This is a genomic window from Allorhodopirellula solitaria (genome assembly GCF_007859855.1).
Classification (GTDB): domain Bacteria; phylum Planctomycetota; class Planctomycetia; order Pirellulales; family Pirellulaceae; genus Rhodopirellula; species Rhodopirellula solitaria.
In genome coordinates this window covers 1-17,951 of sequence record NZ_SJPK01000026.1, presented here as the reverse complement: position 1 = coordinate 17,951, position 17,951 = coordinate 1, and the positions used below count along the sequence as shown (strand labels likewise).

Sequence of the window (17,951 nt, the reverse complement as noted above, 5' to 3'; positions counted from 1 at the left end):
CAACTGCTGATTGATCCGGCAGACAACGTTCTATCCCGTCCCTTTGGGTTGAGTCCCGCCGGACGGGCGGAGCGTCTAGTCCGAGGTGGATTTCGGCAGTTGAGCGTGGAAGAGGTACATCGCTCCGTAAGTCCAGTTGCGGGGTGGCATCCCAGGATAGTTCTGACGGTCCATCATCAAGGCGATGTAGGGCGCGGGATAGCCATCTGGAAGAGGGATGATGTTGGGCCAAATCCGCGTTCCTGTCTTTTCGTTCCACGGGGGCAGGTGCACGTCCAGTTCCCCGACAGGTTCCATCTCCGGATAGGAGCGGATGTAGACCTTCCGATCGGCGCTGCCGAAGAAAATATAGCGATCGGCGCCGACCTTCTGGATGAGTGTGCCGGTGCTGTCCATTTCCACAGGCCCGGCCAGTCGCTCGTAGCCGCGATCCCAATGGTCGGACTCCCATAGACCTGCACGATACTTGCCCGCTTTCTCGGACAACAACAGCCTCCATTTGCCTGCTTCGGTATCGAAAACGCCATGCGGGTCTTCATGCTGTCCGGTTAGACCGATCGGTTTGGCTCGCATGATGGAGAAACCTCGCCGCGGGTCACGATCACTCCACACCGCAAGGATCGCCTTCGCCTCTTGCTTCGATTTCGTCCCCAGGGCACTGAACCCGGTCGTCCAGCCACGCCATTGGCCGGACGGTTCGTCGTAGAACAGATGTGAGGCGAGTTCATTTCGCCAGAGTCCGTCATCCATGTCAAAAACAATGATTCCCTCGAATTTCAGATCGAACACAGAAGGGTTCATTGAGAACACTCCCTGCATGGGATGGGGCAGCCCGCGGCCTCGCACCGTCATCGTTATCCAAATGCGGCCCTGATCCAGCAGTGGCTCGCCATTTTGGTTCGTGATCGCACGGATGTCGGCTTGGCCGCAACCTGGCGTCAATGCCGAGATCGCTTCATCAACCTGTACGGAGGAGTTTGGCTCGAGATCGCTGAATAAGCGATACTCGAAGCGACTGATCAAATCTCGGCGCCGCAGTTCGAGGTGATCATTGAAGTCGGGGTAACCAACCAGGGTCGATTTTCCTTTCGATTCGATGTAAAGATTCGCCCCGACAGCTAACATCTGCACACGCAATCGCATCGCCCCTGTGCGAGGAGCGTCCTCGGGCCAAGCGAATGATTGTCGGCTTACCTCCTGTCCTGCCTTCCTCACGATCCACTCAACAGCTTGGCACTCGCCGTCTGCGACCACAATGCAGGCAGAGAGATATTCCTGCTCGTCCGGTTCGCTTAAACGCAGCCCGATACGCCCAGTGCCATCGCATTCCCGCAAGCCTATTTCATAAGTTGCGAACGGATTGAAACCTCCGATCCACCGCTGAGAGGTTGCCGCATGGTCACCAGATGTGATTACCAGTTTGCCATCCTCGATCGAACACGCGGTTTCGTTGATTTGCTCACCAACCTTCGGGTGCATCAAATCGAGATTAACGACCTTCGCGGGCAGCATGGATGCTAGTGGGATCTGCTGGGCCCGATCAAAAATCATTCGCCGTGTAGCTTGACGGCGAAATGTCAGCGACTGTGGTTGGACACTTGCTTGTTGAGCCGGACCTTCAATGGGATATGCGCACTGCAGGATCACAGCGATTAGTAAGGCAACGGATCGACCGGGGAAAAACGATGGATGGCGGAACAATTGCTGTCTCGAATATGAGTGGGCACGTGGCAGAATATAGGGCGGCAGTCATCGTAGCAGAACAGCAGGCCAGATACGCATTTCGGTGATCGTGCGGGATGCGAACGGGACGCATTGCGCACGCTGGAACAACACCAGCCTCAGTCCTTCTGGTACCGTATCCATGGTGTTGAGACGCTGCTCACGTTCTGTTTCCATCGCCAATATTGATCCACGATGAACCACGCTTCTTTCCGACTCTCTGCCGCATGCTTTCTATGCTTGTCGATAGCTGCCGCTTCACCGCCGACGACGGCGGCGCAGTGGGAAACAGTAACCGTCCCGGGCGAGCAAGAGATTGCTGGCTATGCGTGGTACCGGACCTGGTTCAAACCGCACCCCAGCTTTTTCAGCAAGCACGAACGGGACTTGTTTGGCGAATCGGTGATCCTCAATATCCGCGATCTGCCGGGTGCTCACGAAGTTTTCATCAATGGCAAAAGGCTAGGCGGTGGTGGATCGTTCCCACCTGAGTATGTCGATGGCCGGGACGGAAACCATCGCTATAAAATACCCTCGGGAAGCTTGGTGGCCGAGCAATGGAACGAAATCCGTGTGCGGGTCTACCACCCCGAGGGCAAAGGCGGCTTTCTCTCCGAAGCACCGTTTGTCATGAACTACTTTTGGGAGTGCGTTTTCGCAGGGGATTGGGAGTTCCAGCAGGGCGATGAGCCGCCTGAGTCGGACGGCGCCGTGCAGCAAAAACCGATGCCATCAGCGTTCGAGTCGTTTCACGAATCCAGTCGTGTCCTCGGCGAAGCCGACACACTCGTGCATGGGGACAAAATGTCTCCAGCCGATTCGCTCGCGGAAATGGCGACTCCGGATGACCTGGCGATCGAACTCCTGCTCAGTGAACCAGTGGTTGCCCAGCCCACGCACTTCAGTTTCGATTCGCGGGGGCGTTTATGGATTTCCCAGTACCGGCAGTACCCGTATCCCGCGGGTCTGAAGATGATCAGTCGGGACAAGTATTATCGCTCACATTACGATCGTGTCCCGCCCCCGCCACCCCATCATGATCGCGGTCGCGACGTCATTTCGATTCATGAAGACACCGACGGCGACGGCCAGTACGACAAGCACGAGGTATTTCAGGATGAGCTGAACATGGCCAATGCGGCGATTCGTGGTCGCGGCGGCGTCTGGGTCATGCACACGCCGTACCTGTTGTTTTACCCGGATGCCGATTTTGACGATGTGCCCGACGGGCCTCCGGTCGTCCATCTCCAAGGTTTCGGTTTGGAGGACTCCCACTCGGTCGCTAACGGCTTGGTATGGGGGATGGATGGATGGCTCTATGGTGCCCAGGGCAGCACGACGAGTTGCCACGTGACGCGGCCTGGAATCGATCCACCCGACGATCCTGGCATCTACTTCCAAGGTTGCATGGTATGGCGATACCACCCCGAAACCCATCGCTTTGAGATCTTCTCCGAGGGTGGTGGGAATAACTTTGGTCTCGAGGTCGACTCGGGCGGTCGGCTGTTCACAGGCAACAACGGCGGCAGGACTCGAGGATGGCACTACCTCCAGGGAGGGTTGCACTTGATGCAGGGAACGACCCCGAACAAGTTCGGGCCGGTGCGCAATGAGTTCGCGTTCGGGCACTTGCCGCACATGGCTACCGAACAGCCGATACCGCGATTCACTCACTTCGCCACCCTCGTGGAATCCACTGCGATGCCGGCGAAGTACCACGACACTTTTTTCAGTGTCGAGCCACTGCATAATTTCGTGATCGGCAGCAAACGGATCGTTGAAGGAGCGACCTTCACGACATCCGATACCGAAAAAGTTTTGACCTCGGGCGATCACGCGTTCCGGCCGGTCTACATCGCCAACGCGCCCGACGGGTCGGTCCTGATCGCAGACTTCTACGAGCACTACATTGCGCACGGCCAGCACTACCAGAGTCAAATCGATCCCACGACCGGGCGCATCTTTCGCTTGCGGGGGCAGCAAGAATCGCTGGAGAGCGATCTCAACCTCGATGCCAAAAGCTCTGATGAATTGGTCTCCTTGCTCGACCATCCCAACCGGTGGCATCGACACACCGCCGTGCGGCTGCTCGGTGAACGCAAGGATCCCTCCACAGCGGCGAAGCTACGACAGCTTATTGTCGATGGCAACTCACGCGAATCATTGGCGGCCTTGTGGGCGTTGTACCAAGGCTTTGGGCTCGATCACAAAACGGCGCTAGCAGGAATTGCCCACAGTGTGCCGCTGGTACGCTACTGGACGATCCGGTTGGTCTGCGACGACATCGGATTCGCCCATAAACGCGAAGTGATCGGATTGACCGATAGCCTCGGTGAGCGGGCCTCTTCCAGCGGTCCAGCTCGGGTTGCCGAGGAATTGTTCTCGGCGATCTTGGTGCAGGCTCAAAGCGAAACCGATGCCGAGGTTCGATCTCAGATCGCTGCTTCGGCACGTCGACTCCCCGTGGATCAGGCTCTCACGCTCGTTTCGGCTGTCCTCGAGCATGACGAAGACATGAACGACACCTACGTTCCGTTGATGTGTTGGTGGGTACTGGAGAAGAACCTCGACCAAGATCGTGACGCGGTCATGGCAGTCTTCGATGACCCCACGTTTCGGCGTAGACCGATCGTCGTTGAGCATATTCTCCCCCGCATCATGCGTGCTCTGGCGCTCAAGGGAGGCCATCGTGACCTGCAGCAATGTGCTCAGCTGCTAAAACTCGCCGACAGCCAAGAGCAGGTCGACGCGTTGTTGGCGGGATTCGAACTCGCGTTCGCCGGACGGCGAATGGTGGGGCTGCCCGAGGAACTGGTCGAGACGCTGGTGGATAGTGGTAGGTCTTCACTGGAACTGAACGTTCGCCTGGGTGACACCGACGCAGGCGAGAAAGCAGTGGCGCTATTACAAAACAAAGACGCCAACACTGAAGAGCGGATTTCGATCGCGAGAATTCTCGGCGAGGTCACCTCACAGGGTGCTCGGGAGGCTCTGCTCGACGTGTCCGTCTCGGCGGGGGATGCAGGTCTCCAACGTGCTGCCCTGACAGCCGTCTCTGCTTTTGAAGACAAATCGATTGGCAGGCAGTTGGTCAATCATTTTGCCTCGTTCTCTGACGAGGTCCGCCCCGCCTTACTCGATTGCCTGCTCAGCCGACCGGAGTGGACGCGCCAGCTGATCGACGCCGTTGCCAACGGCGATGTGGCGCCGGCCGTGATTCCAAGCGATGTCGTTGAGCAGCTCCGACGGCATCGGGATGCACACGTTGCCAGCCTCGCCGAGCAAGAGTTCGGGCCGAGCGAGAAGCAAAGCCAGGCCGATGCGATCGCGCAGATCGAGCGACTTCGCGCCGTGGTGCAGGACGGTACCGGCAACCCATATGCTGGGGAGTCGATCTTCATGACGCAGTGTGCTGCCTGCCACCAACTGTTCCACAAAGGCGGTGCCGTCGGCCCTGACCTGACTCCCTACCAGCGTGGAAACTTGGGTACGTTGCTGAGCAGTATCGTGCAACCGAGTGCTGAGATTCGGGAAGGGTTCGAACAGGTTATGGTACTGACGCTCGACGGCAGGATCCTGACAGGCTTTCTCACCGATCAAGATAACCAGGTCGTCACGTTGCGAGGGAAATCAGGGGAAGACATCCGCGTCGAGCGAGACGACATCGAATCGATCGAACCGGTCGGTCGCAGCCTCATGCCCAACGGATTGCTCGACGAGTTCACCGACGAACAGCTACGTGACTTTTTTGCCTACTTGCGAATCTCCCAGCCCATCAGTCACTAGATGGACCCTCCCTACCTAGGATCACATCTCATGTTTCTAAGACACGTCGTCATTGTCATCCTCTCGCTGTTAGCGGGTGTCCCGTTGCACGCCCAAGAAGCTATCGATGCGAGTGAATACGATTCGTTGCAGGCAGCCGCCGATGCAATTCCGAGCGCCGGTGGCGTGTTGCGCATTCCGGCCGGCAAGTACGAAATCACTCAACCGCTCCGGATCAAGACGGGGGACACACGCGTCGTCGGCGATGGAACGGCGACGCACCTGATCAATCAGAACACAGACGGCCAACCAGCGATCTTGATCGAGAACCCGGACTTCGCTGGCAAAACGACTCCGAGCAAAGATCGCCTTTGGCGCGTCAGCATCGCTAACCTGCGCGTTACCGGCAACGACAAGAGCGGAGCGGGAATCGAAGCTCGCTATATCGAAGAGATTTTTGTCCACGGTGTGACCAGTAGCTATCACGGTGGAGATGGTGTCAAGCTTCATTACTGCTATGAAGACCCGCGGATCAGCAACAATTTATTTACTTATAACAAACAGACGGGGCTGCAAATTGAAGCCTGCCATGACATCATCGTGTCGGCTAACCAGTTCGAGGAGAACCAGGATGGCGTACGCTGCATCGATTCGTTCAACCTCGCCATGAGCGGCAACAACCTGGATGACCATCTTGGCGATGGCGTCGTCATTGAGAACACGTACGGCAGTGTCGTGGCGTCCAACATGATTGAAGAATGCCAGGGCTGGGCAATCGTGCTAGACCGTGATTGTTACGGAACGACGATGTCTGCCAACGTCATCGCGCATGATTTTGCGGGCGGAATTGATCTGCGTGACGCTCATGGCTGCGCAATTTCGGCCAACACATTCACGATCGTCAAGAACGCGGCAATTGCGGTTCGCGAACCGTCGGCCAGCATTACGATCAGTGCCAACAATTTCAGCGACACGTGGATCGGAAACGATCCGGCTGGCAAGCCGCTGCAGAAACGCGATGACGAGCCTTCGAGAACCGAGCAAAATCCAAACGAGGCCACCGGTGTCCTGTTACAAAACTGTGAGGCAGTCGTCGTTTCAGGAAACCTATTCTCGAAATTGGTCACCGAGTCTGTCCGGGAGGAAGGGCGTTGCCGAAGCATTTTGATCAGCGGCAACGGTGAAGTGTCGCGGGATGATTCTAAGTAGGATCATCACGGTGATCCAACGGGGCAGGGCAGGGCAGGGCGGTTTTCAATTTCTCAATCGTCGGCTCATCGCTTAGTGATTTTCCTGTAGCCCTTCGAGCATTGGGCATGAAACTCGGAATCGGTGCCCCGGTGGTTCAGAACGAGGCGACTGGCTTTGACTTGCTCCGCCCAAACCGATTGCTGCGTTGCCGCCCGAGGGAGGACTTGGTCCAACGCCAGAATCAGGCGGCCTCGAAAAATTGCGAGCACAGCGATCTGTTGTTGTTTCATGGAAGCATTGGCATCTGACGAATCGCTGGTCACGACACACTCATCGACAAATTCTTCGAACTCCCTCTGCTCGAGATATTCCGGCGCGATTTGCATGTTGCCGACGAATGTGTCCATCGATACGATCGAGTCGCTGCCGATCCGTCCTCAGCGCTCGGTAAGCATCCTCTCGATCAAGCAAATAGGGCTGGTCCTCTGGCAGCGGTGGTAGATCGCACCTGAAGCGTTCGTAGAACACGCCAGTATTAAATCGACGTCCTTCGCGACTGGCGCCGTTTCGCTTTCTTCCGAACCCCGGACTCGCGCCGGGGGGGGCTATCTGCCGTCGCTGTCACGACTCAGGACATTGGAACAGTCAATTTGACTTGACACGCGCGCCCTAATCAGCGAGCATCGTTGATCCATAACATCTTCTTTGTTCGATTTGCACCGAGCTTGCACCGTTCAAGCTCATGGAATGCCTGCAACCAAACTGCGCCGCCAAATAGCTTGGGAGGCCGCACGTCTGATGTACTCGCGTGAAGTCAGCGAGTACTACACTGCCAAACAAAAAGCCGCACGGCGACTTTATAGGGGCTGGGTAAAACCCGCCGATCTGCCGTCCAATGCCGAGATTCGCGAGCAGGTCCAATTGCTCACGCGGCTCAGTGAAGATGCTGCAGGAGCTCCCGCCCGATTGTGCGAAATGCGATTGCGAGCGGCGTGGTGGTTGAGAAAGCTCTCACCATTTCATCCAAAACTGATTGGCAGTGTGCTCAAGGGAAGTATCCGAGAAGGCTCGGATATTGATATCCATGTCTTCACCGCCAACGTTCACTCAATCACTATTCTGCTCGATGATCTCGGTGTCGGCTACGAACTGCAGCGGAAACGCATTCAAAAAGATGGTCAGCAGCGTGTCTTTACTCACCTGCACGTCCGGGACTCCTTTCCGGTCGAATTGACGGTCTATGCTCCTGCGTTGCTCGGGTTTCGGTTTCGCTGCTCGATCACGGGCAAGCCGATTGCACGGGCTGGCTTGAATGAACTCGAACGCCTGATCGCGATCGAACATGAGGTCGATGCCAATGACCAATCCGGGCGACTCGCCGAGATGGACGCACGCCCGGACCGTATGAACGTGTTTCTATCATTGCTGATGCCACTGGAGAACGTGAAACAGAACCTCCGCTGGCATCCCGAGGGTGACGCCCTCTTTCATAGCTTGCAGGTGTACGGGTTGGCCAAGGATGCGATGCCCTACGACGAGGAGTTTTTGCTAGCCGCGTTGCTGCATGATGTCGGTAAGGCGATTGACCCGGAGGATCACGTTGCCGCGGGACTGGAGGCACTCGACGGTTTCATATCCGATCGCACCGCATGGCTAATCGCCCACCACATGGACGTTCACAAACTGCGTGACCATTCGATTGGGGCTCGCCATCGAAGACGGCTTGTGTCTCACCCATACTACGAAGACTTGCTCGATCTTGGCGAGTGTGACCGCAAAGGCCGCGTGCCAGGCGCCGACGTGGATCAACCCGAAGAGGCTCTTGACTATATCGAGCAGATCGAAGATATGTTTTCCTAGTCGATCCGCCCTCGCGACCGACAACGATACCTCGACAGACCGCGCGATTGGGGACACGCCCGATCAAAACGACCCTCTCATTCAGTCCAGGACGTCATCGGGAAGTGGTTCGCCGCCCTGGGGTGTGATCAGTGCGCTGACGGTCATCGGCGCGGTTGTCTCGGGGAGGAAATGGCCTCGACCGTCCACCGTGACGACGCACACACCACCATCGGTGAGGCCGCCAAGGTCGTTGCCTTGAGCGGCATTGATTGTCCCTCCTGACATCGCGAAGTCGACGTCAACGGGCTCGCTCCAAATGGTTGAAACAGGGCTCTCGACGAGCAGGAGCGTTTGCCGAGCGCCATCGACCGCGTCCTTGGGGCCAAGTGCCTGGGACGCAGGGAATAACGTCCCCGCTCCGGTAACCAGGTGATACACCGCCTCGGTTGACCAGGATTCGGAATCGGGGTGACGGTAGATCGACGGCATGCCTTCGTTGGCGATGCGACGATTGTGAGAACTATCCCATGTGCTGCTCAAATCGAATCTGTCATAGAGTTCTTCTTCGCCGAGATACGGCAGGATGGACACTCGCCATGACAGTGTCGGCTTGCCTGCCGGACTGTAGAGAGATGGGGCAGGGTAGGTGCCGTGGTCGGCGGCATAGGCATTGAGCGCCTGGGCGATTGTTTCAAGGTTGCGGATGCTTGCAATTCGCGTGCGGCCTTCCCGCAGGCGGGTTGCCGTCGTACCACCGACGCGCACGATCGCAATCGTCGCGGCCCCCGCGATCATCAGTACTACGACCGCAGCAACGACCCAGGCGGCCGATCGTTTGCGCCGCTTTCCGCCGGTGGATTGACTGCCTGGCGTGCTCGATTGGGCTTCGGGTGCGAAGTTTGGCAGTGTGATTTCGTGACCACAAACCACGCACTCACCGGACTGGCCGCTGAACTCGTTCTCGACTTCGGTGCGTGTGTGGCAGTGTGGGCAGGTGAATAGGTATGGCATACGATCTGGAGCTGAGCTGATCCGAATGGGGCAGGGCAGGGCGGTGTGAATGAATACAATGGCATCCTTTCATCTTCTATCTTAGCGAGACCCAACCGTGAAAGTCATCCTGCAGCGAAGCCGAGAGGCCAGTGTCCGTATCGACACCGAAATCGTTGGCCAAATCGACCACGGATTGGTCGCTCTGGTGGGGGTAGGGCAGGGCGATGACGCTGAAATATCGCGTGCCCTCGCGGACAAGACCGCGAATCTGCGAATCTTTGCAGACGAGAACGGAAAGATGAATCGCAATGTAAGCGAATCAGGCGGCGGGGTGCTCGTGATCAGCCAATTCACCCTGCTCGCCGATTGCCGCAGAGGTCGCCGCCCCTCGTTCACGAACGCTGCGCCTCCAGCCATCGCCAATGAGCTCTACGAGTTGTATGCGGACCATCTCGAGGAACACGGTATCCCGGTCGCGCGTGGCGTCTTCGCCGCCGACATGCAGGTGAGTTTGGTCAATGATGGCCCGGTCACGATCATCCTCGATTCCGCTGAGATCCTCGCGTAGCTCGCGGCCTTGATGGAGAGGGTGCGACGACGACTCCGCCGCCTCGGTGAAGCGACCTCGCCGGCGACTCATCGCCATTGCTCGTGGGGCAGGGCAGGGCGGTCTCCCGGATCGGCGATCCGCTTGGATGCCGACGGCTGGGCTTGCCAGGAGTCCGAGGGCTGGAGGCTAGCGGCGGGCTGGCTTTCTTCGGGACGGTCCGGCAGTGGATAGAAAGAGCTCGGGTCCGTGGGCCATGCGGACTCAGGGATCGAGTACCGCTCGCGCTCCAAACGCACCCGCTGACGCAGACGATCGAGGATCCCGTGATCGCCCCAAGCGATGTAGCAGAGCAGCAGAAGTTTGCCCCACGCGGAGATATTAGCCCACCAATTATTGCCAAAGAATTTCAATGCGGTACCGAACGATTTCTTAACTCGCATTCCACCGCCACTGAAATCGAGGCTCCAAATTTCGTCGAGGATCAAATGGGTCAGAAAACCAGCCAGCACCGCGAGCGACTTGTAAACACGAATGGCTTCGCTCGGACAGGGCATGATCAAGTACGCGGCCAGGGCTGCGCTCAAGGCCGCCGGGATGCTATGCCACATGCCTCGGTGGACTGTGTAACGACGAAAAAACTCCACCACGACAAACCGGATCAAGACATAGATCAGCATCGCCGCCAGCGCCATCGCTTCGTGGGATAGTCCCATGTCGCGAAACCGCTCTACCATCAAGATGGGGATGACCGCAGACAAAAACAGCGTCGTCTCACGCAGTGGAACGCCGGTGTCGGAATCCAGGTCCGGCAACATGCCCGCGACGCTGCACAGCCCTCCGGCAAGCAAGCCACTTTCGATCGACATCCCCTGTGTGGCTACACCCCAATACCCGTAGACAACGCCCACCATGGTGCTTGTCGAGATATGGGTCTTGAAGCCGGCCACGAGGAAGAGCAATGCATTGAGAGGAAGGGAACGACCGGAGCAGAGCAGGGCGGTCGAGAAAAATTTGGATTCATTCCCCTCGCGAATATCAAATTTCAGACGTTCAACGCCACCTCGGAAAAATCTGCGATTGCTCTTCGCCCTGCTCCGCTCGGTTTGCTACAAGGCAAAGGTTCCCACCTAAGACAGCGATCGCTGCTGTTTCCGCACTCAAGCGACGATTGCGACCTTCCATTCCGGCAGGCCACGGCAAACTCGTCGCTCCCACCTGTGTATTCGCTACCGTGCAAACTTATGACATCCTCATGGCAGTCGTCCTTTTCGGTACGATGCTATTTGGTGCGCTGAAAGGATTTGCCTGGCAGCTCGCATCGATCGCTTCCATCGTTGTCAGCTACGCAGTCGCCTATCACTATCGCGAGCCGTTTAGTCAGAATATTCAAGCTGAACCGCCGTGGAATCGGTTCCTGGCCATGTTGATTCTGTATGTGGTGACCTCCTTTGTCATCTGGGTCGGATTTCGCATGATCTCGAGCACGATCGATCGGATGAAGCTGAAGGAGTTCGACCGCCAAATCGGTGCGCTCTTCGGGCTCGGCAAAGGTGCCATCTTCTGCACCTTGATCACTCTCTTTGCCGTCACACTGCTGGGCGAAAAATCGCAGCAAGCGATCACCGCGAGTCGCAGCGGACGTTGGATCGCGAGGCTGCTCGACGAATCTGACTCCATCATGCCCGAGGAACTCGCTGTCGTCGTCCAGCCGTATCTGGAGCGAGCTGAGTCGCAGCTCGAATCGGATCAAGCTGCTCAGCCTTGGCTGGCCGAATCAGCTCCGGCGCAGCAGCCGAATGGAAACTGGCAGCAACCGAATCCAGCCTGGTCGACGGCCCAGAACGCTGCGCCCGCCGCTCAGCGCCCCAGCACTAACAATGCCGCGCCGCAATGGCAGCAAGCCGCTAGGCCGGCGCCGTGGCAGAGATAGATTGTCGACCGACGGCTCCGCCCGTCGTGAGCGAGTTGAGGCGTGAATGCGGTGCGTGTTGAGTTCGGACCGTCGGAGCGGTCCGACTACATTGTCGACCGACGGCTCCGCCCGTCGCGAGCGAGTTGAGGCGTGAATGCGGTGTGTGTTTAGTTCGGACCGTCGGAGCGGTCCGGCTACATTGTCGACCGACGGCTCCGCCCGTCGTGAGCGAGTGGAGGCGTGAATGCGGTGTGTGTTGAGTTCGGACCGTCGGAGCGGTCCGACCACATTGTCGACCGACGGCTCCGCCCGTCGCGAGCGAGTTGAGGCGTGAATGCGGTGTGTGTTGAGTTCGGACCGTCGGAGCGGTCCGACTACATTGTCGACCGACGGCTCCGCCCGTCGTGAGCGAGTTGAGGCGTGATTGCGGTGTGTGCCCAGCTCCGCCCGTCGCGAGCGAGTCGAGGCAGTGGATGGCTTGCAAACGCACTAAAACCCCTGCTTCAGACGGATTGAATACAACATAAGAGGCATTATCGGACGTTGCGGGGCGGCGGATTTGGCGGTGTTTGTCGCCCGACGGCTCCGTCCGTCGCGAGCGAGATGCGGCGACGGACGCGATCTGGCTGGGCTAAGCGATCGAGGCGGCGGCTTCGCCGCTCTCCAAGAACACGCCGATGCGGCGATACTTTTCGTATCGTTGCGCGACCATCTCGTCGACCGACAAGGACTCGAGCTGAACGAGTTGGCGAGACAGGTAGTCCTTCATTCGCGTGGCCATTTGGTGATGGTCGCGGTGAGCGCCGCCAAGCGGTTCTTCGAGCACGTCGTCAACGATCCCAAGTCGTTTCAGGTGCCCGCTTGTGAACTTCAGTGCGGCGGCGGCTTTGGGGGCGTGCTCGTGACTCTTCCACAGAATCCCTGCGCATCCTTCCGGGCTGATCACGCTGTAGTAAGCGTGCTGCATGACCGCCACGCGGTCGCCAACGCCGATGCCCAATGCGCCGCCGGAGCCGCCTTCGCCGATCACCACGCAGATGATCGGTGTTTTCAGCCGGCTCATCAAAAACATGCTCTCGGCGATCACTTGAGCTTGGCCTCGCTCTTCGGCGCCGATTCCGGGATAGGCGCCCGGCGTATCGATGAAACAGACCACTGGCAGTTTGTACTTCTCGGCGAGCTTCATTCGGAGCATCGCCTTGCGATAGCCTTCGGGGTGAGCGCATCCGAAATGGCAAGCGGCGCGTTCCTTGTAGGTGCGGCCCTTTTGGTGTCCGAGCACCATGACCTTGAACCGGTCGAGCTTGGCGAATCCAGAGAGCATGGCGCGGTCGTCACCAAAATGACGATCGCCGTGCAGTTCAACGAATTCATCGAATGCGAGGTTCAGGTAATCTCGCGTGTACGGTCGGTTTTTATGCCGCGCGACCTGGACGGTCTGCCACGGGTCGAGCGAGCTGTACGTTTCTTTCAGTTTGGTCACCCGTGCCATCCGCAGCGACCGGATCGCCGATTCCACTTCCGCGGTGCGATCCGTCGTCCGTTCGAGCGACGCGATCTTCTCTTCGAGATCCGCAATCTCGTATTCAAAATCTAAACCTGGGCCCGCCATTGCTTACTCTCCTGCTTCCTTGTTTTTGTCTTTGTCGCCGCCTTTGACCACGTCGTAGTTTCCGTCGGGACGTTTGATCATATCATCAGCTGACTTCATACTGCCCATGTCATCAAACACGCTGACCTCCGGTGCACGAGGCCGTTTGCGCCAGATCTCCATCGCGCGGAATTCCTTTAGGAACTCCCAGACCGAGTCAGGTCGATCTTCCTGCTTCTTTGCCATCATCTTTTTGATGAGTGTCGCAAACTCGGGCGTCACGTTGTCGTTGTAGACGATGGGGCTGGGGATCGAGCCGCTCAGGTGCTTCGACAGCAGATCGTTGGGTGTTTGTCCCGTGTAAGGCGGTTTGCCTGTCGTCAATTCGAAAAGCACGCAGCCGAATGAATACACATCGCTGCGTTCGTCACAGAGCTTGCCGCGAATTTGCTCCGGCGCCATGTAGCTGCGTGTGCCCTGCACTGTCTTGGATTTATAGAACAGCTTTTTAATCCCAGTGAGCTTGGGCTCGGCGATTGTGAAGTCAATCAGCTTGGTCTCACCATCGCGAGCGACCAGATAATTGTCTGGCTTGATATCGCGGTGGATCCAGTTCTTGGTGTGCATGTAATACAAACCCTCGGCCGCCTGCTCGATAATCTTCTTGAGCATGAAGGCGAGCGACTCGGGGCCCTTGCGGAGAGCCTGTTTCATGTTCAGTTCACTGAACAATTCGAGCACGAGAAAGGGTCGCCCCTTGTCGGTCTGCAGATCGATCATTTTGATGATCCGGGGGCTCGACAGCGCTTTGCCGACATTATACTCGTGTTTGAGCAAGCCGATTTCGGCCTTGTCCGCCGAGCAGCTTTCTCTGAGTACCTTCAGCGCGTACCGCTTGTTGTCGGAGCTATTTTCATCGATCGCCTCCCATACCTCCGCTGTGGATCCGATCCGGATCAGTCTGGCGAGGCGGTAACGGCCAAGAAAATCGCGGGATTTAGACATCAGGGTAGCGAATAGTGGCGAGGACGGATGAGACGGGTCAGGTAGACTGTAACGCCGCCATGATACCCCAGACCACCCCCGCACCGAAAGGGAAGTGCTGCGGGAACGGGGGGCACGAATTTTCCTGTACCGCCCTGCCCTACCCCGGGCTTCTAGCCTTTTGCTCCTGACTCCTGATCTTTCTAGCATGAACATTCTCGTTCTCACCGGCGCCGGCATCTCAGCTGAATCCGGGATCCCCACCTTCCGCGATGCCGACGGTCTCTGGGAGGGACACGCGGTGGAAGAAGTTGCAACGCCGCAGGGATTCGCCCGCGATCCCGATCTCGTCCATCAGTTCTATACCGCCCGCCGACGCAGTCTCTTGTCCCCGTCAATCTGCCCAAACGCGGCACATATTGCGTTGGCGGAATGGGAACGGGAGCATACGGCGAAGTCGGTGGGCGATTTCCTGCTGGTCACGCAGAATATCGACGACCTGCACGCCCGTGCAGGTAGTGCCAATGTGCTGGCGATGCATGGGGAGTTGCTCAAGGTCCGGTGCGTGGAGTCAGGAAAGCTGTTTGACTGGCGAGACGACTTGAGTGTCGACACACCGCACCCGGATTTCCCAGACGACGAATCGCGGCGGGGATGGTTGCGTCCCCACGTCGTTTGGTTTGGCGAAGTCCCGCTGGGGCTCGATCAGATCGCACAAGCTGCTTCGCAGGCCGACCTGTTCCTCGCCGTCGGCACCTCGGGACTGGTCTACCCCGCCGCAGGGATCGTGCAATCGACCAAGCCCTCTTGTCGGAAAATCGAAATCAACCTTGGCGATACCCCCGCGTCGCCCGCCTTCGACGAACACCGTCGTGGCCAGGCCAGTGTCGAGGTGCCGAAGTTGATTCGTGAACTGGAGGATGCCGCGAGAGGAGAAGGAAGGTAGCGAGCGAGACGGGTTGTTCCCGTTGTAGCGGTTGCGCGGAATGTCGATGCCAGAGCCCAGCCGCAGGACGATTCTCACCGGGATTGACGCGGGCTGCCCTGCGAGCGGCGTCGACAAGGAAACAGAAGGAGAGGCGAGCAGAATTCGCCTCTTCGCCAAGTCGTTCGCTCGACAGTCCCGCTAATAAGAGAGTACGCATGCGGTTATTTCGCTCGCTCGTGATCATGTCCGCCATCGTCGTGTCCGGCTTGACGGCAACGATTTCGTCGGGACAGACCCTGAAGCACCGCATTGCGAGCAATGAGGAGCTCAGCAATCCATGGTCGTTGACGCCTTGGTCACTTGATTCGGCCAGTTTGTTCTTGTTCCGCTCTGATCCGAATTCCAAATCGCTGGGGCCAGAATTCGATGATCTTTCGTATGGCTTTGCGTACGGATACCTGATCCGGCTCGAGCGCCAACTCTCGCATCGCGCCCGCTTTGAAACGCGCTACTTTGGCACCGATGACTGGGATGACACCGACTCCATCGCCACTCCCGTGGGCCCTGGGCAGTCAGGGCTGGCCTCCAGGCTTCATAGTGTCGAGCTCAACGTCAATCAAATGGTCTCAGAAGACTGGGAATTCATCGCCGGTTTTCGCTATCTTCGGCTCCAAGATAAGTTTAGTCTCGCCTTGCCCGCCGCTGCGGCGACAGAAAGCTATCACACCCAAGCCAGCAACGACCTGTTTGGCGCACAGATCGGTGCCAGAGCTCGACTGTGGAACGGTCAGCGATTCTCAATGACCACTGATGTCAAAACTGGTCTCTTTGGAAATGGGGCTCACCAGCGAACGACCGCCCAGTTCCCGGCTCCAGGTGCGAGCGCCTCGGTCAATGATTTTGAAGACAGCGTCGCGTTTGCTGGCGAGTGGACCTTACAGGGCAACTACAAGCTCACCGATCAGTGGTCGGTCGATATTGGCTATCAACTGTTGTGGCTTGACGGAGTCGCCGAAGGTACCGAGCAGCTCGCGGCCAGCAATCCATTCACGAACAGTGGGATCGATACCGATGGCGACGCCTTTTATCAAGGCTTCCTGGTCGGCATCGACTACGCATGGTAAACGGTGCCAAGCGGGATCAGTGTCCATCGGAAAACAGGGAATTGGCCCACGATTTCATCCGCAACAGCACGCGGCGGAGCACTGCGACCTCCGGCAGATGATCGCTATAGATGGCGACTTGCCCAGTCGATCCAGGGACAATCTGATAACCATCGAGAGCATCGTCGTCGAACTCGATCGCGACGTTCATCCACCCTGCCCTGCCCCGGCGACACCCTGCCCCTGCGACGTTCTCTCCCCAGTGGCTACTGACTGCTATCGCGGATCAGGTCCACCAACGCACCGAGAGCGTTGGTGAGTTTTCGCCCCTCGCGGAATGCGGCGACCACGTTGACCTTGCCTAATTCATGAGCCAGTGAGCTCGTTTTGATTTGCCGCGTCAACTGGCCGTCGGCTCGCCCCGCAATAATGCCGATCCCTAAACCGGCACGGACGCAGGCCAGCGTCGCTGCACTGTTGTCGGTTTCAGCGACGATGTTCAGCGGAGCGGAGATCCCAAGGCGAAACAATGTTTGGTCGAGCAGTTTTCGCCCGATCGTGTGCGGGCTGCCCACGACGATCGGCTCTTCGACAAGCTCAGCTAACCCGACGTGGGTGCTTCCGATCAAGCGGTGCCGCGCCGGCAAGGCAATCAGATACTCCAACGGATAGAGCGTCTCGTACTGGATCCCAGCTCTCCGGAAGTCCTGGGGTGGCTCAATCATCAGCGCCAAATCGGCGCGAGAGTCCAAAATAATCTGCTGAGCGGCGAGGTTGTCTGCGGTTTTGATTTGCAGGGTCGTGTCAGGATATAAGCCTTGGAATCGCTTGAACGGGGCCCCCAGGTCGTCCATCATCATTCGCGCACCAGTCACCAGGGTGATCTGCGGCAGCAGCCCCTCGTCCTGCTCGGCCAGGCGATCGAAAGTAGACGAGACCGTCGCCAGCAGAGGACGCAGCATCTCGTAGAGCATCTCACCGCTGGCGGTGGGGACGATATTCCGCCCGGATCGCTCGAAGAGCTTGCTCCGATAGATCTTCTCGAGCGTTTTTACCTGCTCCCAGATCGTTGGCCCAGCCATCCCGAGCGTCTCCGAAGCGCTCGCGTATCCGCCGCATTCGTAGACATGACAAAACGTTTGCATCTGCTGCACGGTCAGGGAGTCGACTCGCGGCATCAATCGGTCCAGCTTGAAAGAGGTTCATCCGAGGGAAGCGTGCGCAGAGCACAGCGGAAGGTTTTTTGAGTACTGTCATATCCAGAACGAAAATTTGCAGTGCGCGCGTACGCTCAGCGGCACCACCAATAGGGTAGCTTTTTCGACACTCAAAGTCCACTGTTTGTCGGCCAGCCAGCACGGCTCGGTTAG

General features: G+C 58.0%; 15 protein-coding genes. 7 read left to right on the top strand and 8 right to left on the bottom strand.

Annotated features, from left to right (window positions below):
* Window positions 1-75 precede the first annotated feature (75 nt).
* Window positions 76-1,551 carry a hypothetical protein gene (locus tag CA85_RS23090; protein WP_186775162.1) on the bottom strand — a complete coding sequence of 492 codons (1,476 nt, stop codon included), beginning with the start codon at window positions 1,549-1,551 and terminating at the stop codon, window positions 76-78.
* 366 nt (window positions 1,552-1,917) lie between these two features.
* Between CA85_RS23090 and CA85_RS23085 the strand changes: the two genes are divergently transcribed.
* The gene (locus CA85_RS23085) at window positions 1,918-5,508 is read left to right on the top strand and encodes a PVC-type heme-binding CxxCH protein (RefSeq protein ID WP_146393813.1); all 3,591 of its coding nucleotides are present in this window, start codon (window positions 1,918-1,920) and stop codon (window positions 5,506-5,508) included.
* A gap of 30 nt (window positions 5,509-5,538) precedes the next feature.
* The gene (locus tag CA85_RS23080; RefSeq protein WP_186775161.1) at window positions 5,539-6,696 is read left to right on the top strand and encodes a right-handed parallel beta-helix repeat-containing protein; all 1,158 of its coding nucleotides are present in this window, start codon (window positions 5,539-5,541) and stop codon (window positions 6,694-6,696) included.
* Window positions 6,697-6,761: 65 nt separating this feature from the next.
* On the opposite strand, the gene CA85_RS23075 is transcribed toward CA85_RS23080, so the two are convergent.
* Window positions 6,762-7,085, bottom strand: coding sequence for a hypothetical protein (locus CA85_RS23075; protein ID WP_146393809.1), 324 nt, complete (start codon window positions 7,083-7,085; stop codon window positions 6,762-6,764).
* A gap of 340 nt (window positions 7,086-7,425) precedes the next feature.
* Here CA85_RS23075 and CA85_RS23070 point away from each other — a divergent pair, with 340 nt between their 5' ends.
* Window positions 7,426-8,538, top strand: coding sequence for an HD domain-containing protein (locus tag CA85_RS23070; RefSeq protein ID WP_146393807.1), 1,113 nt, complete (start codon window positions 7,426-7,428; stop codon window positions 8,536-8,538).
* Window positions 8,539-8,619: 81 nt separating this feature from the next.
* Here CA85_RS23070 and CA85_RS23065 read toward each other — a convergent pair whose 3' ends face one another.
* A complete protein-coding gene (locus CA85_RS23065) occupies window positions 8,620-9,531 on the bottom strand; it encodes a DUF1559 family PulG-like putative transporter (RefSeq protein WP_146393805.1) in 912 nt (303 codons plus the stop codon).
* Window positions 9,532-9,628: 97 nt separating this feature from the next.
* Here CA85_RS23065 and dtd point away from each other — a divergent pair, with 97 nt between their 5' ends.
* Entirely contained in the window at window positions 9,629-10,081 is a 453-nt protein-coding gene (gene dtd, locus CA85_RS23060; protein WP_146393803.1) for a D-aminoacyl-tRNA deacylase, read from the top strand.
* A 68-nt stretch (window positions 10,082-10,149) separates the two neighbouring features.
* Here the strand turns inward: dtd and CA85_RS23055 are convergent, their stop codons facing one another.
* Window positions 10,150-11,010, bottom strand: a complete 861-nt coding sequence (locus tag CA85_RS23055) for a metal-dependent hydrolase (RefSeq protein ID WP_246113092.1) — start codon at window positions 11,008-11,010, stop codon at window positions 10,150-10,152.
* A gap of 221 nt (window positions 11,011-11,231) precedes the next feature.
* On the opposite strand from CA85_RS23055, the gene CA85_RS23050 reads away from it, so the two are divergent.
* Window positions 11,232-11,993, top strand: coding sequence for a CvpA family protein (locus tag CA85_RS23050; protein ID WP_246113091.1), 762 nt, complete (start codon window positions 11,232-11,234; stop codon window positions 11,991-11,993).
* A 613-nt stretch (window positions 11,994-12,606) separates the two neighbouring features.
* Here CA85_RS23050 and CA85_RS23045 read toward each other — a convergent pair.
* A complete protein-coding gene (locus tag CA85_RS23045) occupies window positions 12,607-13,587 on the bottom strand; it encodes an acetyl-CoA carboxylase carboxyltransferase subunit alpha (RefSeq protein WP_146393799.1) in 981 nt (326 codons plus the stop codon).
* A gap of 3 nt (window positions 13,588-13,590) precedes the next feature.
* Complete coding sequence (locus CA85_RS23040; RefSeq protein ID WP_146393797.1) at window positions 13,591-14,571, bottom strand: serine/threonine-protein kinase; 981 nt, start codon at window positions 14,569-14,571, stop codon at window positions 13,591-13,593.
* 187 nt (window positions 14,572-14,758) lie between these two features.
* Here CA85_RS23040 and CA85_RS23035 point away from each other — a divergent pair, with 187 nt between their 5' ends.
* On the top strand, window positions 14,759-15,496 hold the full coding sequence (locus CA85_RS23035) for an SIR2 family NAD-dependent protein deacylase (RefSeq protein ID WP_146393795.1): 738 nt from the start codon (window positions 14,759-14,761) through the stop codon (window positions 15,494-15,496).
* Window positions 15,497-15,693: 197 nt separating this feature from the next.
* A complete protein-coding gene (locus CA85_RS23030) occupies window positions 15,694-16,602 on the top strand; it encodes a BBP7 family outer membrane beta-barrel protein (RefSeq protein WP_146393793.1) in 909 nt (302 codons plus the stop codon).
* Window positions 16,603-16,618: 16 nt separating this feature from the next.
* On the opposite strand, the gene CA85_RS25215 is transcribed toward CA85_RS23030, so the two are convergent.
* Together CA85_RS25215 and CA85_RS23025 are read right to left on the bottom strand one after the other, a co-directional pair.
* Complete coding sequence (locus tag CA85_RS25215) at window positions 16,619-16,792, bottom strand: hypothetical protein (RefSeq protein ID WP_186775160.1); 174 nt, start codon at window positions 16,790-16,792, stop codon at window positions 16,619-16,621.
* 55 nt (window positions 16,793-16,847) lie between these two features.
* Window positions 16,848-17,759, bottom strand: coding sequence for a LysR family transcriptional regulator (locus CA85_RS23025; protein WP_146393791.1), 912 nt, complete (start codon window positions 17,757-17,759; stop codon window positions 16,848-16,850).
* Window positions 17,760-17,951: the final 192 nt, after the last annotated feature.